This is a genomic window from Pseudomonas sp. 01L34 (assembly GCF_056400265.1).
In genome coordinates, this window is sequence record NZ_JBFTSX010000005.1 from 15404 (window position 1) to 30846 (window position 15443).

The following is a 15443-nucleotide window of genomic DNA, read 5'->3' on the forward strand; positions in this document are numbered from 1 at the left end:
TTGCAGTATTTTTGCCATGGGAGCCAACTGACATGGACCGTCTGACACGCATTTTGGCCGCACTGACCCGCTGGGGTCTGGGCCTGTGTGCGTTGGTTTTGGTGTTGATGGCGCTGTTTGTCAGTCTCGGCCGGGAGCTGACACCGCTGGTGGCCGAATACCGTGCCGATGTCGAAACCAAAGCCAGCGCCGCCTTGGGCATGCCGCTGCACATCGGCGAACTGGAGGGCAACTGGAGCGGCTTCGCCCCGGTTCTGCTGGCTCATGACGTGATGGTTGGCGAAGGCTCCAATGCCTTGCGCCTGGACCAGGTGCGCGCGGTGCCGGATCTGTGGGCCAGCCTGCTGGCGCGCGAAATACGCATCGCACATCTGGAGCTCAACGGCTTGAAGATCAGCCTCAAGGAAGGCGAGGACGGTCATTGGGCGCTGGAAGGATTGCCGGTGCGGCAGGATCAGCCGCTGGACCCGGAGCAGTTGTTCAATAGTATGCAGATGGTCCAGCAATTGTCGGTGCTCGACAGCCAGGTGACCTTGCAGCCACTGGATCAGCCGCCACTGACTCTGACCTACGTTGGCCTCAATCTGAGAACCGGTGTGTCGCGTCAGCGCCTCGACGCCCGTTTGACCCTGCCCGATGGCCAGCCGGTTGCGATGAGCCTGCGTACCCGTATCCGCGCCAGCCAGTGGCAGGACGGCGAGGTTGAGGCTTACTTGAGCCTGCCGCAAAGCGATTGGTCGAAATGGTTGCCCGAGCGCCTGACCCAACAATGGAATTTCTCCGAGATCAAGGCCGGTGGCGAGCTCTGGGTGAACTGGAGCGAGGGCGCCCTGCAAAGCGCCGCGATCCGTTTGAACGCACCGCAACTCAAGGGCGCCTACGCCGAGCGCAAGCCAATCCAGATCAACAATCTGGCGCTTAACGGCTATTTCCAGCGCAGCTCCACGGGTGTGCTGGTGACCCTGGATTCCCTGGCGATGAGCCTGGGTGAAACTCGCTGGGAATCGAAACTGCAATTTCAACAAACCGCGGCGACCGACGAGACGCCAGAGCTTTTGCATCTGCAAGCCGACCGCATCGACCTCACGCCGCTCACCCCGTTACTGAACGCTTTGGGGCCGCTTCCGGAAGGTGTCGCTACGGCCGTCGAGCGGCTCAAGGTCACCGGGGTATTGCGCAACGTGCTGATCGACTTGCGCCCCGCGGCTACCGATGACAGCAAGTTCAGCTTTGCCGCCAATCTGGAGCGGGTCGGCTTCGACGCCTATCACGGCGCACCGGCGGCGCGAAACGTCAGTGGCAGCATCAGCGGCGATCTCGGGCAGGGTGAGTTGCGCATGGACAGCAAGGATTTCTCCCTGCACCTGGACCCGATTTTCGCCAAGCCATGGCAGTACATTCAGGCCAATGCGCGGTTGAACTGGAAGCTCGATAAAGAAGGTTTCACCCTGATCGCGCCGTACCTGAAGGTGCTGGGCGAAGAGGGCAAGATTGCCGGCGACTTCCTGATTCGCCTGCATTTCGATCACACCCAGGAAGACTACATGGACCTGCGGGTCGGCCTGGTCGACGGCGACGGTCGCTACACCGCCAAGTACCTGCCGGCCGTGTTGAGCCCGGCGCTGGACGAGTGGCTGCGTACGGCGATTCTCAAAGGTGCGGTGGATGAAGGTTTCTTCCAGTACCAGGGATCGCTGAACCATGGCGCCCCGGAAACGGCTCGCAGCATCAGCTTGTTTTTCAAGGTTCACGATGCCGAGCTGGCGTTTCAGCCGGGTTGGCCGCATGTCAGCAAGGTCAGCGGCGATGTATTCATTGAAGACAGCGGTGTGCGGATTCTCGCGAACAAGGGGCGATTGCTCGACACCCAGGTCAACGACGTCTACGTCAATATTCCCCATGTGCCTGCCGGACAGAATCCTCACCTGTTCCTCGATGGCGCGTTCGCCGGCGGGTTGGGCGATGGCCTGAAGATTCTGCAGGAAGCACCGATCGGCACCGCCGATACGTTCGCCGGCTGGGAGGGCGAGGGCGATCTGCAAGGCAAACTCAACCTGGATGTACCGCTGGTCAAAGGTGAGCAACCGAAAATCCTCGTCGACTTCAAGACCGACAAGGCCCGCTTGAAACTTCGCGAGCCCATCCTGGAACTGACACAACTCAAGGGCGACTTCCGCTTCGACAGCGCCAAGGGGTTGAGCGGACAGAAGATCACCGCGCGAGCGTTCGACAAGCCCGTGACCGCGCAGATTTTTGCCGATGGCAGTGCGGGCAAGCTCAACACTCGGGTCACCGCAGCGGGTCAGGTCGAGGTCAAGAAACTCACCGAGTGGCTAAACGTCACTCAGCCGCTACCGGTGTCTGGTGTGGTCCCTTATCAGCTGCAACTGAACCTTGATGGCGCCGACAGCCAATTGATAGTCAGCTCCGATCTCAAAGGCGTGGCGGTGGATTTGCCGGCGCCGTTCGGCGTGGCGGCGGATGTCGGCCGCGACACCGTGTTCCGCATGACCCTGCAAGGACCGGAGCGGCGTTACTGGGTCAACTACGGTGAGCTGGCGAACTTCACGTTTGCGGCCCCGGCTGGCAACTTCGTCGACGGTCGCGGTGAGTTGTTTCTCGGCGGTGGTGATGCTGTGCTGCCCGGCAACAAAGGCCTGCGCATACGCGGTGTACTGTCCGAGCTGGATGTGTCTCCCTGGCAGGATCTTGTCAGCAAGTATGCTGGCCAGGATCCAGGCGGCAGCGCCAAGCAATTGCTCAGCGGCGCGGATTTCAAGGTTGGCAAGCTCAGCGGTTTCGGCACCACCCTTGATGAGGCGTCGGTGCAGTTGACGCGCAAGCCGGCCGCCTGGGCGCTGCAACTCGACAGTCAGCAGGCCAAGGGTACCGTCGCTATTCCCGATGCCAAAGCCACACCGATTGCGGTCAATCTGCAGTACGTACGTTTGCCGGCCCCAGACCCGACGGTGCTGGCCGACGAGAATTCGCCGGATCCGCTGGCCACCGTGGACCCGACGAAAATCCCGGCGCTGGATATCACCATCAATCAACTGTTCCAGGGCCAGGACCTGGTGGGCGCCTGGCTATTGAAAGTTCGCCCGACCGGCAAGGGCATCGCCCTCAACTCCCTGGATATGGGCCTCAAGGGCATCTACCTGCAGGGCAGCGGCGGTTGGGAAGGCGCGCCCGGCAATTCCAGCAGTTGGTACAAGGGCCGGGTCAGTGGCAAGAACCTCGCCGACGTGCTCAAGGGCTGGGGCTTTGCGCCGAGCGTCACCAGTGAAGAGTTTCACATGGATGTCGACGGTCGCTGGCCTGGCTCACCGGCGTGGCTGGCCACCAAGCGCTTCTCTGGCAGCCTCGATGCGTCGCTCAATAAAGGTCAGTTTGTTGAAGTCGAGGGCAGCGCCCAGGCTCTACGGGTATTTGGCCTGCTCAACTTCAACTCCATTGGCCGCCGCTTGCGCCTGGACTTTTCCGACCTGTTCGGCAAAGGCTTGAGCTATGACCGGGTCAAAGGGCTGTTGGTCGCGAGCAACGGGGTCTACGTGACCCGTGAGCCGATCCGGCTGACCGGCCCGTCGAGCAACCTGGAACTCAACGGCACCCTGGACCTGGTGGCTGATCAGGTCGATGCCAAGTTGCTGGTGACCTTGCCGGTGACCAACAATCTGCCGATTGCCGCGCTGATCGTCGGTGCGCCAGCCGTCGGTGGGGCGCTGTTCCTGATCGATAAGCTGATCGGTGACCGCGTGGCGCGCTTTGCCAGCGTCAGATACACGGTCAAAGGTCCGTGGAAAGAGCCGAAAATCACCTTCGACAAGCCTTTTTGAAAAGCCACTTTCCAAGCCCATGGAGTAGCATGGCCGTAAGTCCCCTGCAGGAGCTGCCGCAGGCGGCTCCTACAGGTATGTGTTGATTCCAGATAAGGAAATGGCCATGTCTGTAGCAGTCATTCAAATGGTCAGCCAGAGCGACGTGCTGGCCAACCTGTCCCAGGCCCGTCGTCTGCTTGAGCAGGCGGCGTCCGGTGGCGCGCGGCTTGCCGTGCTGCCGGAAAACTTCGCTGCCATGGGCCGTCGCGACATTGCCGACATTGGCCGCGCCGAAGCGCTGGGCGAAGGCCCGATCCTGCCGTGGTTGAAACAGACCGCCCGCGACCTCAAGTTATGGATAGTGGCCGGCACGTTGCCGTTGCCGCCGGCGGATGAACCGATGGCCAAAGCGCATGCGTGCTCGTTGCTGGTGGATGACCAGGGCGAGACCGTGGCGCGGTACGACAAGCTGCACCTGTTCGACGTGGACGTGGCGGACAATCGCGGGCGTTATCGCGAATCCGATGACTATGCTTATGGCAGTGGCGTGGTGGTTGCCGATACGCCAGTCGGTCGAGTCGGCCTGACGGTGTGTTACGACTTGCGCTTCCCGGAGCTGTACAGCGAATTGCGTGCTGCCGGCGCGGAATTGATTACCGCCCCGTCGGCCTTTACCGCGGTGACCGGCGCGGCCCATTGGGACGTGCTGATTCGCGCGCGGGCCATCGAGACTCAATGTTACGTGCTCGCGGCCGCCCAGGGTGGCACTCATCCGGGACCGCGAGAAACCTTTGGTCATGCCGCGATAATCGATCCATGGGGGCGCGTGCTGGCACAACAGGATCAGGGCGAGGCCGTGCTGCTGGCCGAACGCGACAGCAGCGAACAGGCGGCCATCAGGGCGCGGATGCCGGTGTCCACTCACCGGCGCTTTTTCTCGCAGGGCGCTCAGCGACCTGCATCAGAACGACGAATTTAAGGCGTAAAGCATATGAGCGAGTTGTTGTCCTCTGTCAGTGAACACCTCCTGGCGCCCGGCGGCGTAACGATCGAGAGCCTGCAGGGTGTGCTCGGCGATCTGGCCGGCCCGGGCATCGATGCCGCCGACCTGTATTTCCAGGGGCAGATTTCCGAGTCCTGGGCGCTGGAAGACGGGATCGTCAAGGAAGGCAGCTTCAACCTCGACCAGGGTGTAGGCGTGCGTGCGCAATCGGGTGAAAAAACCGGTTTCGCCTACAGCAATGCGATCACCCTCGAAGCGCTGGGCGCAGCGGCCCGTGCGGCCCGTTCGATCTCCCGGGCCGGGCAGAATGGCACCGTGCAGGCGTTCACTACCCAGGATGTCGCTCAGTTGTACGGACCGGACAACCCGCTGGAAGTGATGACCCGCGCCGAGAAAGTCGAGCTGCTCAAGCGCATCGACGTGGCGACCCGGGCCCTCGACCCGCGTATCCAGCAAGTCACCGTGAGCATGGCCGGGGTCTGGGAACGGATTCTGATCGCCTCCACCGATGGCGGCCTGGCGGCAGATGTGCGGCCGTTGGTGCGTTTCAACGTCAGCGTGATCGTCGAGCAGAACGGTCGTCGTGAGCGCGGCGGCCATGGCGGTGGCGGTCGTACCGACTACCGCTATTTCCTCAGCGAAGACCGCGCCATGGGTTATGCCCGTGAAGCGTTGCGTCAGGCACTGGTGAATCTGGAAGCCATCCCGGCGCCGGCCGGTACGTTGCCGGTGGTGTTGGGTTCGGGTTGGTCCGGCGTGTTGCTGCACGAAGCCGTCGGTCACGGTCTGGAAGGCGATTTCAACCGCAAGGGCAGTTCGGCCTACAGCGGGCGCATGGGCGAGATGGTTGCATCGAAGCTTTGCACCATCGTCGATGACGGCACCCTCGCCGGCCGCCGAGGTTCGTTGAGTGTCGACGACGAAGGCACGCCGACCGAGTGCACAACGCTGATCGAAAACGGCGTGCTCAAGGGTTATATGCAGGACAAGCTCAACGCGCGCCTGATGGGCGTGGCCCGCACCGGCAACGGTCGTCGCGAATCCTACGCGCACCTGCCGATGCCGCGCATGACCAACACTTACATGCTCGGTGGCGAAAGCGACCCGGCGGAAATCATCGCCTCGGTGAAAAAAGGCATCTACTGCGCCAACCTCGGCGGCGGTCAGGTGGACATCACCAGTGGCAAGTTCGTGTTCTCCACCAGCGAGGCGTACCTGATCGAAGACGGCAAGATTACCGCCCCGGTCAAAGGCGCGACGTTGATCGGCAACGGGCCGGAAGCCATGAGCCGGGTGTCGATGGTTGGTAATGATCTGGCGCTGGACAGCGGTGTGGGAACGTGTGGCAAGGATGGGCAGTCGGTGCCGGTGGGTGTCGGCCAGCCAACGCTGAAAATCGATGCGATCACCGTGGGTGGCACAGGATCGTAAGGGGCTCTTGAAAACGTGAAGCTTCGGGTGAGTTGCGAGGCAACTCACCCGATTCGGGACTTAACGCAAACCGCGTTGAGTCTCGTCCAGCTCACGGATGTACTTGAAGATTTTACGGCTCGAAGCCGGTGGCTTGTTGGTCGCCAGTTCGTGCTGGGCCTGACGGATCAGGGAGCGCAATTGTTGACGATCGGCCTCCGGGTAATCGACGACGAACTTCTCCAGGACGGAGTCGTCGCCTGCGATCAAGCGATCGCGCCAGCGTTCCAAGCCGTGGAAACGTTCGTTGTACTGCCGGGTGGAGGCATCGAGTTGATCGAGCAGGGTGAGAATGGCGCCAGTGTCCTGATCGCGCATCAGCTTGCCGATAAACTGAAGGTGCCGTTTACGCGCGATGTTCGCGGTGTGCTTGGGCGCATCGGCCAGAGCCCGGCGCAAAGCGTCGGTCAACGGCAGTTTTGCCAGCAGGTCAGGCTTGAGTGTTGTAAGGCGCTCGCCGAGGTCAACCAGAGCATGCAGCTCGCGTTTGACCTGGGATTTGCTTTTTTCTCCCGTATCGAGGGAGTCGTCGTAAGAATCAACCATGGTGGCCGTCCGCAAAGAAACGCCGCCATGATAACCAGTCGGGGGCCGCTTGTCCGGCCCGGTCGCTCGATGACCGTTACCGAAAGCAGAATTTGAGTGGAGAACAGCATGAGTGCAGTTGAAAGCGTCGGCCCACAAGCGTTGCCGGCACTGCAAGAGCAAGTCGAGCAGATCATTGCTGAAGCCAAGCGCCAAGGCGCCAGTGCCTGTGAAGTGGCGGTGTCGCTGGAGCAGGGTCTGTCGACCACGGTGCGTCAGCGGGAAGTCGAAACCGTTGAGTTCAACCGCGACCAGGGCTTTGGCATCACCTTGTACGTAGGGCAGCGCAAAGGCTCGGCCAGCACCTCGGCCAGCGGTTCGGAAGCGATTCGCGAAACCGTCGCTGCTGCGCTGGCGATTGCCAAGCACACGTCCGAAGACGAAGCCGCAGGCTTGGCGGATGCCGCGCTGATGGCCAAGGAGCTGCAGGATTTCGACCTGTTCCACCAATGGAGTATCACACCGGAGCGAGCCATCGAGCAGGCCCTGGCCTGTGAAGCGGCGGCGTTTGCCGCCGACAGTCGGATCAAGAACGCCGACGGCACCACCCTCAGCACTCATCAGGGTTGCCGTGTGTACGGCAACAGCCACGGTTTTATCGGCGGTTACGCCTCGACCCGTCACAGCCTCAGCTGCGTGATGATCGCCGAAGCCGATGGCCAGATGCAGCGTGATTACTGGTACGACGTGAACCGGCAGGGCAATTTGTTGGCCAGCCCGGAGAGCATCGGCCAGCGTGCCGCGCAACGGGCGGCGAGCCGCTTGGGCGCACGCCCGGTACCGACCTGCGAAGTGCCGGTGCTGTTTTCTGCGGAACTGGCCGGCGGTTTGTTCGGCAGTTTCCTCTCGGCGATTTCCGGCGGCAGTCTGTATCGCAAGTCTTCGTTCCTCGAAGGCACGCTGGGGCAGAAACTGTTCCCGGAATGGCTGACCATCGATGAACGTCCGCACTTGATGCGCGCTTTGGGCAGCTCTGCCTTCGACGGCGATGGCCTGGCGACCTACGCCAAGCCGTTCGTGGAAAACGGCGAGCTGGTGTCCTATGTGCTTGGCACCTATTCCGGCCGTAAGCTGGGCATGCCGAGCACCGCGAATGCGGGCGGCGTGCACAACCTGTTCGTCACCCATGGCGACGAAGATCAGGCGGCCTTGTTGCGCCGCATGGGTCGTGGCCTGCTGGTCACTGAATTGATGGGGCAGGGCCTGAACATGGTCACTGGCGATTACTCCCGTGGCGCAGCGGGTTTCTGGGTCGAGAACGGCGAAATCCAGTTCGCGGTCCAGGAAGTGACTATTGCCGGCAACATGCGCGACATGTTCAAGCAGATCATTGCGGTCGGTAATGACCTGGAATTGCGCAGCAACATTCGCACAGGTTCGGTGTTGATCGAGCGGATGACGGTGGCAGGTAGTTAAGCTGCGGTTGCTGCACAAAAAAAATGCGCCACCCGATTGGGTGGCGCTTTTTTTTTGGATCAAAATATCGCAGCTTCGTCAGCGCCTACGCATCTGTGGGCGCAACCGAAAGCCGAAATCCATTGATCTTTATTCGCCTTCGTCGAAGAAGTTGTTGATCAGCGCCACCAGTGCATCCATAGCTTCCTGCTCTTGTTCACCTTCGGTTTTCAGGTGGATTTTGGTGCCCTTGCCGGCTGCGAGCATCATCATGGCCATGATGCTTTTGCCATCGACCATCGTTTCCGGTGTACGGCCAGCTCTGATCTGGCAAGGGAACTGCCCGGCGACGCCAACGAATTTTGCAGACGCGCGGGCATGCAGGCCCAGCTTGTTGATGATTTCGATTTCCAGAGCAGGCATCGCGATGTGAATCCTTTAGCTGAGGTCGCGGTGGCGAACCTGGACGTTCTTCAGGGATTGTTGCAGGACCTGGCCCAGACGTTCGGTCAGGTAGACAGAGCGGTGATGCCCGCCGGTGCAGCCAATGGCAATGGTGACATAGGCGCGGTTGCTGGCGGCAAAGCGGGGCAGCCACTTGAGCAGGTAGGAGGAAATGTCCTGGAACATTTCCTCGACATCCGGCTGCGCCGCCAGGTAGTCGGCCACCGGTTGATCGAGCCCGGATTGAGCTCGTAGCTCCGGCTTCCAGTAGGGGTTGGGCAGGCAGCGCACGTCGAACACCAGATCGGCGTCCACCGGCATGCCACGCTTGAACCCGAAAGACTCCACCAGAAACGCAGTACCGGGCTCCGGCTGATTCAGCAGGCGCAGCTTGATGGTATCGCGCAGCTGATACAGGTTCAGATTGGTGGTGTTGACCTTGAGGTCGGCCAGGTCGGCGATCGGCCCCAGCAGATTGGTTTCATCCTCTATCGCCTCCGCCAGCGAGCGATTGGCACTGCTCAGCGGGTGACGGCGGCGGGTTTCCGAAAATCGTTTGAGCAGGGTCTCTTCATCGGCGTCCAGATACAGCACATCGCACTGGATATGCCGGCTGCGGACTTCTTCCAGCAATTCGGGAAACCGTGACAGGTGGCTCGGCAAGTTGCGTGCATCGATGGACACGGCCACCAGCGGTTGTGCCAGTTCGGTGTGAATCAGTGCGCGTTCGGCCAGTTCCGGCAACAGACCGGCCGGCAGGTTGTCGATGCAGTAGTAGCCGTTGTCCTCGAGAACATCAAGGGCAGTGCTTTTACCTGAGCCGGAGCGGCCGCTGACGATGATCAGGCGCATGATTAGTGACCGTTTTGCTCGTCCAGGACAACCTGATACAAGGCTTCGTTGCTCGGGGCGCTGCGCAGTTTTTCACGCACTTCCTTGCGATCAAGCATGCTGGCGATCTGGCGCAGCAACTCCAGGTGCGCATCGGTGGCGGCTTCGGGGACCAGCAGTACAAACAGCAGGTCAACCGGAGCGCCGTCGATGGCGTCGAAATCGATGGGTGCATCCAGGTGCATCAAGGCACTGATGGGCGATCCGCAGCCCTTGAGACGGCAGTGGGGGATGGCGATACCGTTGCCAAAGCCGGTGGAACCGAGTTTTTCACGGGCGACCAGACTCTCGAAGACATCCTGCATGGCCAGATCCGGCACTTCGCGATGGATGAGGTTGGCAATTTGCTCGAGGGCTTTCTTTTTACTGCCGCCCGGCACGTTCACCAGGGAACGGCCGGGGGTCAGGATGCTTTCAAGTCGGATCATGGGTTGGGAGTGTTAACGACCGGTCGCGCCCTGGAGGAGGCTCTGGGTCTTTTCCTTATGCTTTTTGAGTTGTTTATCCAGCTTGTCGGTCAGTGCGTCGATCGCTGCGTACATATCGGTATGTTCCGCGTTAGCGACCACCTCATTGCCGGGAATATGCAGCGTGGCTTCGATTTTCTGCTTGAGCTTCTCGACCGTCATCGTGACCTGCACGTTGGTGATCTTGTCGAAATGCCTCTCTAATCGTTCGAGTTTTTCGCCGATGTAGGTGCGAAGAGGTTCGGTCACTTCCAGTTGGTGTCCACTGATGTTGACTTGCATACAGCTTCTCCTTCGTTGCCAGTGCATAAAGCGGTAGATCCGATGATCTACCACTGGAACGCTGTGGCGTGGCTCTACATCAACCGCTTGCGTTCGCTCGAAGGCGCGATTCCCAGGGATTCGCGGTACTTGGCGACGGTGCGGCGAGCCACCTGAATGCCTTGTGCCTCCAGTAAACCAGCGATCTTGCTGTCACTCAACGGCTTTTTCTGATTTTCCGCGGCAACCAGTTTTTTGATGATCGCGCGGATCGCCGTAGACGAGCATTCACCGCCTTCGGAGGTGCTGACGTGGCTGGAAAAAAAGTATTTCAGTTCATAGATGCCCCGTGGGGTATGCATGAATTTTTGCGTGGTCACCCGTGAAATCGTCGATTCGTGCATGCCCACCGCTTCAGCGATGTCATGCAGCACCAGCGGTTTCATGGCCTCGTCGCCGTACTCCAGGAAGCCGCGTTGATGCTCGACGATCTGGGTGGCCACTTTCATCAGGGTTTCGTTGCGGCTTTGCAGGCTCTTGATGAACCAGCGAGCCTCCTGCAACTGATTACGCATGAAGGTGTTGTCAGCGCTGGTATCGGCGCGGCGTACGAAGCCGGCATATTGGGCGTTGACCCGCAGGCGCGGCACCGACTCCTGGTTCAGTTCCACCAGCCAGCGCTCGTTGTCCTTGCGCACGATCACGTCGGGAACGACGTATTCGGCTTCGGTGGACTCGATTTGCGACCCCGGGCGCGGGTTGAGGCTCTGGACCAGTTCGATCACCTGGCGCAGTTCATCTTCCTTGAGCTTCATGCGGCGCATCAGCTGGCTGTAGTCGCGGCTGCCGAGCAGGTCGATGTAATCGGTGACCAGGCGCTTGGCCTCGGTCAGCCAAGGGGTCTTGGCGGGCAGTTGGCGCAGTTGCAGCAGCAGGCATTCACCGAGGTTGCGGGCGCCGATACCGGCGGGCTCGAATTGCTGGATGCGGTGCAGGACGGCTTCGATTTCGTCCAGTTCGATGTCCAGTTCCGGATCGAAGGCCTCGAGGATTTCCTCGAGGGTTTCGTCCAGATAGCCCTGATTGTTGATGCAGTCGATCAGGGTCACGGCGATCAGGCGATCGGTGTCGGACATCGGTGCCAGGTTCAGTTGCCAGAGCAAATGGCTTTGCAGGCTTTCACCGGCCGAAGTACGGGTGGTGAAATCCCACTCGTCGTCATCGTTGCTCGGCAGGCTGCTGGCGCTGGTCTGGTAGACGTCTTCCCAGGCGGTATCGACAGGCAATTCGTTGGGAATGCGCTCGTTCCAGTCGCCTTCCTCAAGGTTATCCACCGTCGGGGCGGTTTCCTGGTAGGAGGGTTCCTGAATGTCGGTGTTGGGTTGCTGTTCGGCTTTGTCGGCCAAGGGGTCTGCGTTATCGAAGTCGTCGCCTTCTTCCTGGCGTTCGAGCATCGGATTGGACTCCAGGGCCTCCTGGATTTCCTGTTGCAGGTCCAGGGTCGACAATTGGAGCAGGCGGATGGCCTGTTGCAGCTGCGGTGTCATCGTCAGCTGCTGGCCCATTCTCAAGACTAGCGATGGTTTCATGGCAGGGGCTTAACACCTTATTCGCCGGCGCACATGCGCCATCCACTACAGGGCGCCGAAGCGCCAAACATAAGCAAATTATATGCCTGAAACTGAAGTGTTTGCCTAGAGCGCTGTAACAATAAAAAACTATTGATTTTTTATTGATATGAGCACCAAGGCGACTGGCCAGGCACCTCAGCGCTTACAGGCGGAACTCATGGCCCAGATACACTTCCTTGACCAGTTCGTTGGCCAGGATGGTGGCGGAGTCGCCTTCAGCGATCAGCTGGCCATCGTTGACGATGTAGGCGGTTTCGCAGATGTCCAGGGTTTCACGGACGTTGTGGTCAGTGATCAGCACGCCAATGCCTTTGGCCTTGAGGTGGTGGATGATCTGCTTGATGTCGCCCACCGAGATCGGGTCCACGCCGGCGAAGGGTTCGTCGAGGAGGATGAATTTCGGGTTGGTGGCCAGTGCCCGGGCGATTTCCACCCGACGGCGTTCACCACCGGACAGGCTCATGCCAAGGCTGTCACGAATGTGGTGGATGTGAAATTCCTGCAGCAGGCTTTCCAGCTCTTTGCGGCGACCGGCCTTGTCGAGCTCCTTGCGGGTCTCGAGGATGGCCATGATATTGTCGGTCACCGACAGCTTGCGGAAGATCGACGCTTCTTGCGGAAGATAGCCGATACCGGCCTTCGCGCGACCGTGCATCGGCTGGTGGCTGACGTCCAGGTCATCGATCAGTACGCGACCCTGATCGGCCTGTACCAGACCCACGATCATGTAAAAACAGGTGGTTTTGCCGGCGCCGTTGGGGCCAAGCAGGCCGACGATCTGGCCGCTGTCGATGGACAGGCTGACGTCACGCACGACCTGGCGGCTCTTGTAGCTCTTGGCCAGATGCTGAGCTTTCAGAGTTGCCATTACTGGGTTTTCTCGTCGGTTTTCTTCTTCGGCTGGATCACCATGTCGATACGCGGACGTGTCTCGGTGACCTTGCTGCCCGTGGCGCGACCGGCGCTGGCGAGTTTCTTGATCGTGTCATAGACGATTTTTTCGCCCTGGGTGACGTTGTTGTCCTTGTCGACAACTTTGGCCTTGTCGATCAGTACGACGCGGTTTTGCGCGGCGTGATATTGGATGGTCACGCCCCAACCCTGAACAGGCTTGGTGTCGCCAGCGGTCTGCAGTTGCTCGAAGTAGGCGAGGTTGCCCACCGAGGTCACCACATCGATCTCGCCTGTTGGCGTGCGGGTGATGGTCACGGTGTTGCCCTTAACGATCATCGAGCCCTGAGTGATGATCACATCACCTTTATAGGTGGCAACACCGTTCTTGTCGTCCAGTTGGGCGTCGTCGGCCTGGATGCGGATAGGCTGCGCTTGATCGGTCGGCAGAGCCCAGGCGCTCACGCTTCCCAGTGCTGCGCTCAGACTGAGCAAAATAGGGAGGGTTTTAACGAGCCTCATACTGTCCTCTTACGTTCGATAGCAGGTGTATCCTGCTTTCTTTCAAGTACGCTTTCATTCCGTTGCCTGTCGATACACCGCCGGCGCCGTCGATTCTAACGGGTTGATCGGTCTGCGCATATTGCTGCTGCGGGAACACTGTCATACGGGTGGTGGTAATCAGGGTTTTACGGTTTTTTTCGTCGAAACGCGTGATACGTACCGAGTCGATCAGCTCGACCTGGGTGCCGTCCGGGTTGACTTCGCCGCGTTCGCTCTGGACGTGCCAAGGGAATTCGGTGCCACGAAACATGTTCAGGTCAGGGTTGGACAGCAACGTCACTTCCGTCGCCTTCAGGTGTTCGACCTTGTCGGACGTCATTTCATACTGCAGTTTGCCGTCCGGCAGGTACTGCACGCTGTGGGCGTTGGTTGCGTAATAGTCGATCATGGCTTCATCGACATGCGCCACTGGCTTGTCGAGGAAGCGTTCCGGGCTGATGTTCCAATAGCCGACCGCAGCGAATAGCGCCGCGATGCAACCGAATATCAGGATGTTGCGAATCTTTTTGCTCAGCATGATGGGCTCACAGGTACGCGGCGTTGGCCGCATCGAGGCGGCCCTGGGCGCGCAGGATCAATTCGCAGAATTCGCGCGCGGCACCCTCGCCGCCACGGGCCTGGGTGATACCGTGGGCGTGTTCGCGCACGAAGCTGGCGGCGTTGGCCACGGCCATGCCCAGACCGACGCGGCGAATCACCGGCAGGTCCGGCAGGTCGTCGCCGAGGTAGGCCACTTGTTCATAGTTCAGGTTGAGTTGGGCAAGGAGCTCGTCGAGCACCACCAGTTTGTCTTCGCGACCCTGGTACAGGTGTGGAATGCCGAGGTTCTTGGCCCGTCGTTCGACCACCGGGGTCTTGCGTCCGCTGATGATAGCGGTCTGCACGCCGGCTGCCATCAACATCTTGATGCCTTGGCCGTCGAGCGTGTTGAAGGTCTTGAATTCGCTGCCGTCTTCGAGGAAGTACAGGCGCCCGTCGGTCAGCACGCCGTCGACGTCGAATACCGCCAGTTTGATCTGTTTGCCGCGTTGCAGCAGGTCCGTGCTCATTACATTACTCCAGCGCGCAGCAAATCGTGCATGTTCAAGGCGCCGACCGGGCGGTCTTCGCTGTCGACCACGACCAATGCGTTGATCTTGTGGTCTTCCATGATTTTCAGCGCCTCGGCGGCAAGCATCTCGGCACGTGCGGTCTTGCCGTGGGCGGTCATCACCTGCTCGATGGTGGCGCTGTGGATGTCGATGCTGCGGTCCAGGGTGCGACGCAGATCGCCGTCGGTGAAGATCCCGGCAAGTTTACCGTTGGCTTCCAGAATCACGGTCATGCCCAGGCCCTTGCGGGTCATTTCCATCAATGCGTCCTTGAGCAGGGTGCCGCGCTGAACCTGCGGCAGCTCTTGCCCGGCGTGCATGACGTTTTCCACTTTCAGAAGCAAGCGTCGGCCAAGTGCGCCGCCTGGGTGGGAAAAAGCGAAATCTTCAGCGGTAAAACCGCGGGCTTCCAGCAGCGCCACCGCCAGGGCATCGCCCATCACCAGAGCGGCGGTGGTCGATGAGGTTGGCGCCAGGTTCAGCGGGCAGGCTTCGTGCTCGACGTGAACGTTGAGGTTGACCTCGGCAGCCTTGGCCAGTGCCGAGTCGGGATTGCCGGTGACGCTGATCAATTTGATGCCCAGGCGCTTGATCAGTGGCAGCAGGGTAACGATTTCATTGGTGGAACCGGAGTTCGACAGTGCCAGGATGATGTCGTCACGCGTGATCATACCCATGTCGCCGTGGCTGGCTTCGGCTGGATGCACGAAGAACGCCGTGGTGCCGGTGCTGGCCAGGGTGGCGGCAATCTTGTTGCCGATGTGCCCCGATTTGCCCATGCCGACCACGACTACGCGGCCTTTGCTGGCCAGAATCATCTCGCAAGCGCGTACGAAATCCGCGTCGATATGGGGTAACAAGCCTTGCACGGCTTCCAGTTCGAGACGGATGGTGCGTTGTGCAGATTGAATCAGGTCGCTGGATTGGCTCAT

Annotated in this window: 15 protein-coding genes; 4 read left to right on the plus strand and 11 right to left on the minus strand. The window is 60.3% G+C overall.

What is annotated here, in order from left to right:
- The first annotated feature begins 32 nt into the window (after nucleotides 1-32).
- The 3 genes from AC1DQM_RS15550 to tldD all read left to right on the plus strand — a co-directional run bounded on the left by AC1DQM_RS15550 (nucleotide 33) and on the right by tldD (nucleotide 6252).
- On the plus strand, nucleotides 33-3836 hold the full coding sequence (locus AC1DQM_RS15550) for a YhdP family protein (protein WP_477746467.1): 3804 nt from the start codon (nucleotides 33-35) through the stop codon (nucleotides 3834-3836).
- 106 nt (nucleotides 3837-3942) lie between these two features.
- On the plus strand, nucleotides 3943-4797 hold the full coding sequence (locus AC1DQM_RS15555) for a carbon-nitrogen hydrolase family protein (RefSeq protein WP_086944703.1): 855 nt from the start codon (nucleotides 3943-3945) through the stop codon (nucleotides 4795-4797).
- A gap of 12 nt (nucleotides 4798-4809) precedes the next feature.
- The gene (tldD, locus tag AC1DQM_RS15560) at nucleotides 4810-6252 is read left to right on the plus strand and encodes a metalloprotease TldD (RefSeq protein WP_018927212.1); all 1443 of its coding nucleotides are present in this window, start codon (nucleotides 4810-4812) and stop codon (nucleotides 6250-6252) included.
- A gap of 60 nt (nucleotides 6253-6312) precedes the next feature.
- Here the strand turns inward: tldD and yjgA are convergent, their stop codons facing one another.
- A complete protein-coding gene (yjgA, locus tag AC1DQM_RS15565) occupies nucleotides 6313-6837 on the minus strand; it encodes a ribosome biogenesis factor YjgA (protein WP_477746468.1) in 525 nt (174 codons plus the stop codon).
- 108 nt (nucleotides 6838-6945) lie between these two features.
- Between yjgA and pmbA the strand changes: the two genes are divergently transcribed.
- A complete protein-coding gene (gene pmbA, locus AC1DQM_RS15570) occupies nucleotides 6946-8292 on the plus strand; it encodes a metalloprotease PmbA (RefSeq protein WP_019581170.1) in 1347 nt (448 codons plus the stop codon).
- A 129-nt stretch (nucleotides 8293-8421) separates the two neighbouring features.
- Here the strand turns inward: pmbA and AC1DQM_RS15575 are convergent, their stop codons facing one another.
- The 10 genes from AC1DQM_RS15575 to AC1DQM_RS15620 form a co-directional block, all read right to left on the minus strand.
- Nucleotides 8422-8694 (minus strand): HPr family phosphocarrier protein, encoded by a 273-nt coding sequence (locus AC1DQM_RS15575; protein ID WP_018927210.1) that lies wholly within the window; start codon nucleotides 8692-8694, stop codon nucleotides 8422-8424.
- A gap of 15 nt (nucleotides 8695-8709) precedes the next feature.
- A complete protein-coding gene (gene rapZ, locus AC1DQM_RS15580) occupies nucleotides 8710-9567 on the minus strand; it encodes an RNase adapter RapZ (protein ID WP_018927209.1) in 858 nt (285 codons plus the stop codon).
- 2 nt (nucleotides 9568-9569) lie between these two features.
- A complete protein-coding gene (gene ptsN / locus AC1DQM_RS15585) occupies nucleotides 9570-10034 on the minus strand; it encodes a PTS IIA-like nitrogen regulatory protein PtsN (protein ID WP_018927208.1) in 465 nt (154 codons plus the stop codon).
- Nucleotides 10035-10046: 12 nt separating this feature from the next.
- Nucleotides 10047-10355 carry a ribosome hibernation-promoting factor, HPF/YfiA family gene (hpf, locus tag AC1DQM_RS15590; RefSeq protein WP_007941242.1) on the minus strand — a complete coding sequence of 103 codons (309 nt, stop codon included), beginning with the start codon at nucleotides 10353-10355 and terminating at the stop codon, nucleotides 10047-10049.
- Nucleotides 10356-10429: 74 nt separating this feature from the next.
- Entirely contained in the window at nucleotides 10430-11923 is a 1494-nt protein-coding gene (locus AC1DQM_RS15595; protein WP_064620307.1) for an RNA polymerase factor sigma-54, read from the minus strand.
- 184 nt (nucleotides 11924-12107) lie between these two features.
- Nucleotides 12108-12833, minus strand: a complete 726-nt coding sequence (gene lptB / locus AC1DQM_RS15600; protein WP_018927206.1) for an LPS export ABC transporter ATP-binding protein — start codon at nucleotides 12831-12833, stop codon at nucleotides 12108-12110.
- Entirely contained in the window at nucleotides 12833-13378 is a 546-nt protein-coding gene (gene lptA, locus AC1DQM_RS15605; protein WP_064620302.1) for a lipopolysaccharide transport periplasmic protein LptA, read from the minus strand. Before lptA ends, lptB begins: the two co-directional genes overlap by 1 nt.
- Nucleotides 13365-13937, minus strand: a complete 573-nt coding sequence (gene lptC, locus AC1DQM_RS15610; protein WP_019581167.1) for an LPS export ABC transporter periplasmic protein LptC — start codon at nucleotides 13935-13937, stop codon at nucleotides 13365-13367. Before lptC ends, lptA begins: the two co-directional genes overlap by 14 nt.
- A 7-nt stretch (nucleotides 13938-13944) precedes the next feature.
- The gene (locus tag AC1DQM_RS15615) at nucleotides 13945-14469 is read right to left on the minus strand and encodes a KdsC family phosphatase (protein ID WP_019647657.1); all 525 of its coding nucleotides are present in this window, start codon (nucleotides 14467-14469) and stop codon (nucleotides 13945-13947) included.
- A complete protein-coding gene (locus AC1DQM_RS15620; RefSeq protein WP_064620295.1) occupies nucleotides 14469-15443 on the minus strand; it encodes a KpsF/GutQ family sugar-phosphate isomerase in 975 nt (324 codons plus the stop codon). Before AC1DQM_RS15620 ends, AC1DQM_RS15615 begins: the two co-directional genes overlap by 1 nt.

Excerpts from the sequence above, each read along its gene's own strand:
- AC1DQM_RS15550 (WP_477746467.1), top strand. The coding sequence starts at position 33 with ATGGACCGTCTGACACGCATTTTGGCCGCACTGACCCGCTGGGGTCTG.
- AC1DQM_RS15555 (WP_086944703.1), top strand. The coding sequence starts at position 3,943 with ATGTCTGTAGCAGTCATTCAAATGGTCAGCCAGAGCGACGTGCTGGCC.
- tldD (WP_018927212.1), top strand. The coding sequence starts at position 4,810 with ATGAGCGAGTTGTTGTCCTCTGTCAGTGAACACCTCCTGGCGCCCGGC.
- yjgA (WP_477746468.1), bottom strand. The coding sequence starts at position 6,837 with ATGGTTGATTCTTACGACGACTCCCTCGATACGGGAGAAAAAAGCAAA.
- pmbA (WP_019581170.1), top strand. The coding sequence starts at position 6,946 with ATGAGTGCAGTTGAAAGCGTCGGCCCACAAGCGTTGCCGGCACTGCAA.
- AC1DQM_RS15575 (WP_018927210.1), bottom strand. The coding sequence starts at position 8,694 with ATGCCTGCTCTGGAAATCGAAATCATCAACAAGCTGGGCCTGCATGCC.
- rapZ (WP_018927209.1), bottom strand. The coding sequence starts at position 9,567 with ATGCGCCTGATCATCGTCAGCGGCCGCTCCGGCTCAGGTAAAAGCACT.
- ptsN (WP_018927208.1), bottom strand. The coding sequence starts at position 10,034 with ATGATCCGACTTGAAAGCATCCTGACCCCCGGCCGTTCCCTGGTGAAC.
- hpf (WP_007941242.1), bottom strand. The coding sequence starts at position 10,355 with ATGCAAGTCAACATCAGTGGACACCAACTGGAAGTGACCGAACCTCTT.
- AC1DQM_RS15595 (WP_064620307.1), bottom strand. The coding sequence starts at position 11,923 with ATGAAACCATCGCTAGTCTTGAGAATGGGCCAGCAGCTGACGATGACA.
- lptB (WP_018927206.1), bottom strand. The coding sequence starts at position 12,833 with ATGGCAACTCTGAAAGCTCAGCATCTGGCCAAGAGCTACAAGAGCCGC.
- lptA (WP_064620302.1), bottom strand. The coding sequence starts at position 13,378 with ATGAGGCTCGTTAAAACCCTCCCTATTTTGCTCAGTCTGAGCGCAGCA.
- lptC (WP_019581167.1), bottom strand. The coding sequence starts at position 13,937 with ATGCTGAGCAAAAAGATTCGCAACATCCTGATATTCGGTTGCATCGCG.
- AC1DQM_RS15615 (WP_019647657.1), bottom strand. The coding sequence starts at position 14,469 with ATGAGCACGGACCTGCTGCAACGCGGCAAACAGATCAAACTGGCGGTA.
- AC1DQM_RS15620 (WP_064620295.1), bottom strand. The coding sequence starts at position 15,443 with ATGAGCCAATCCAGCGACCTGATTCAATCTGCACAACGCACCATCCGT.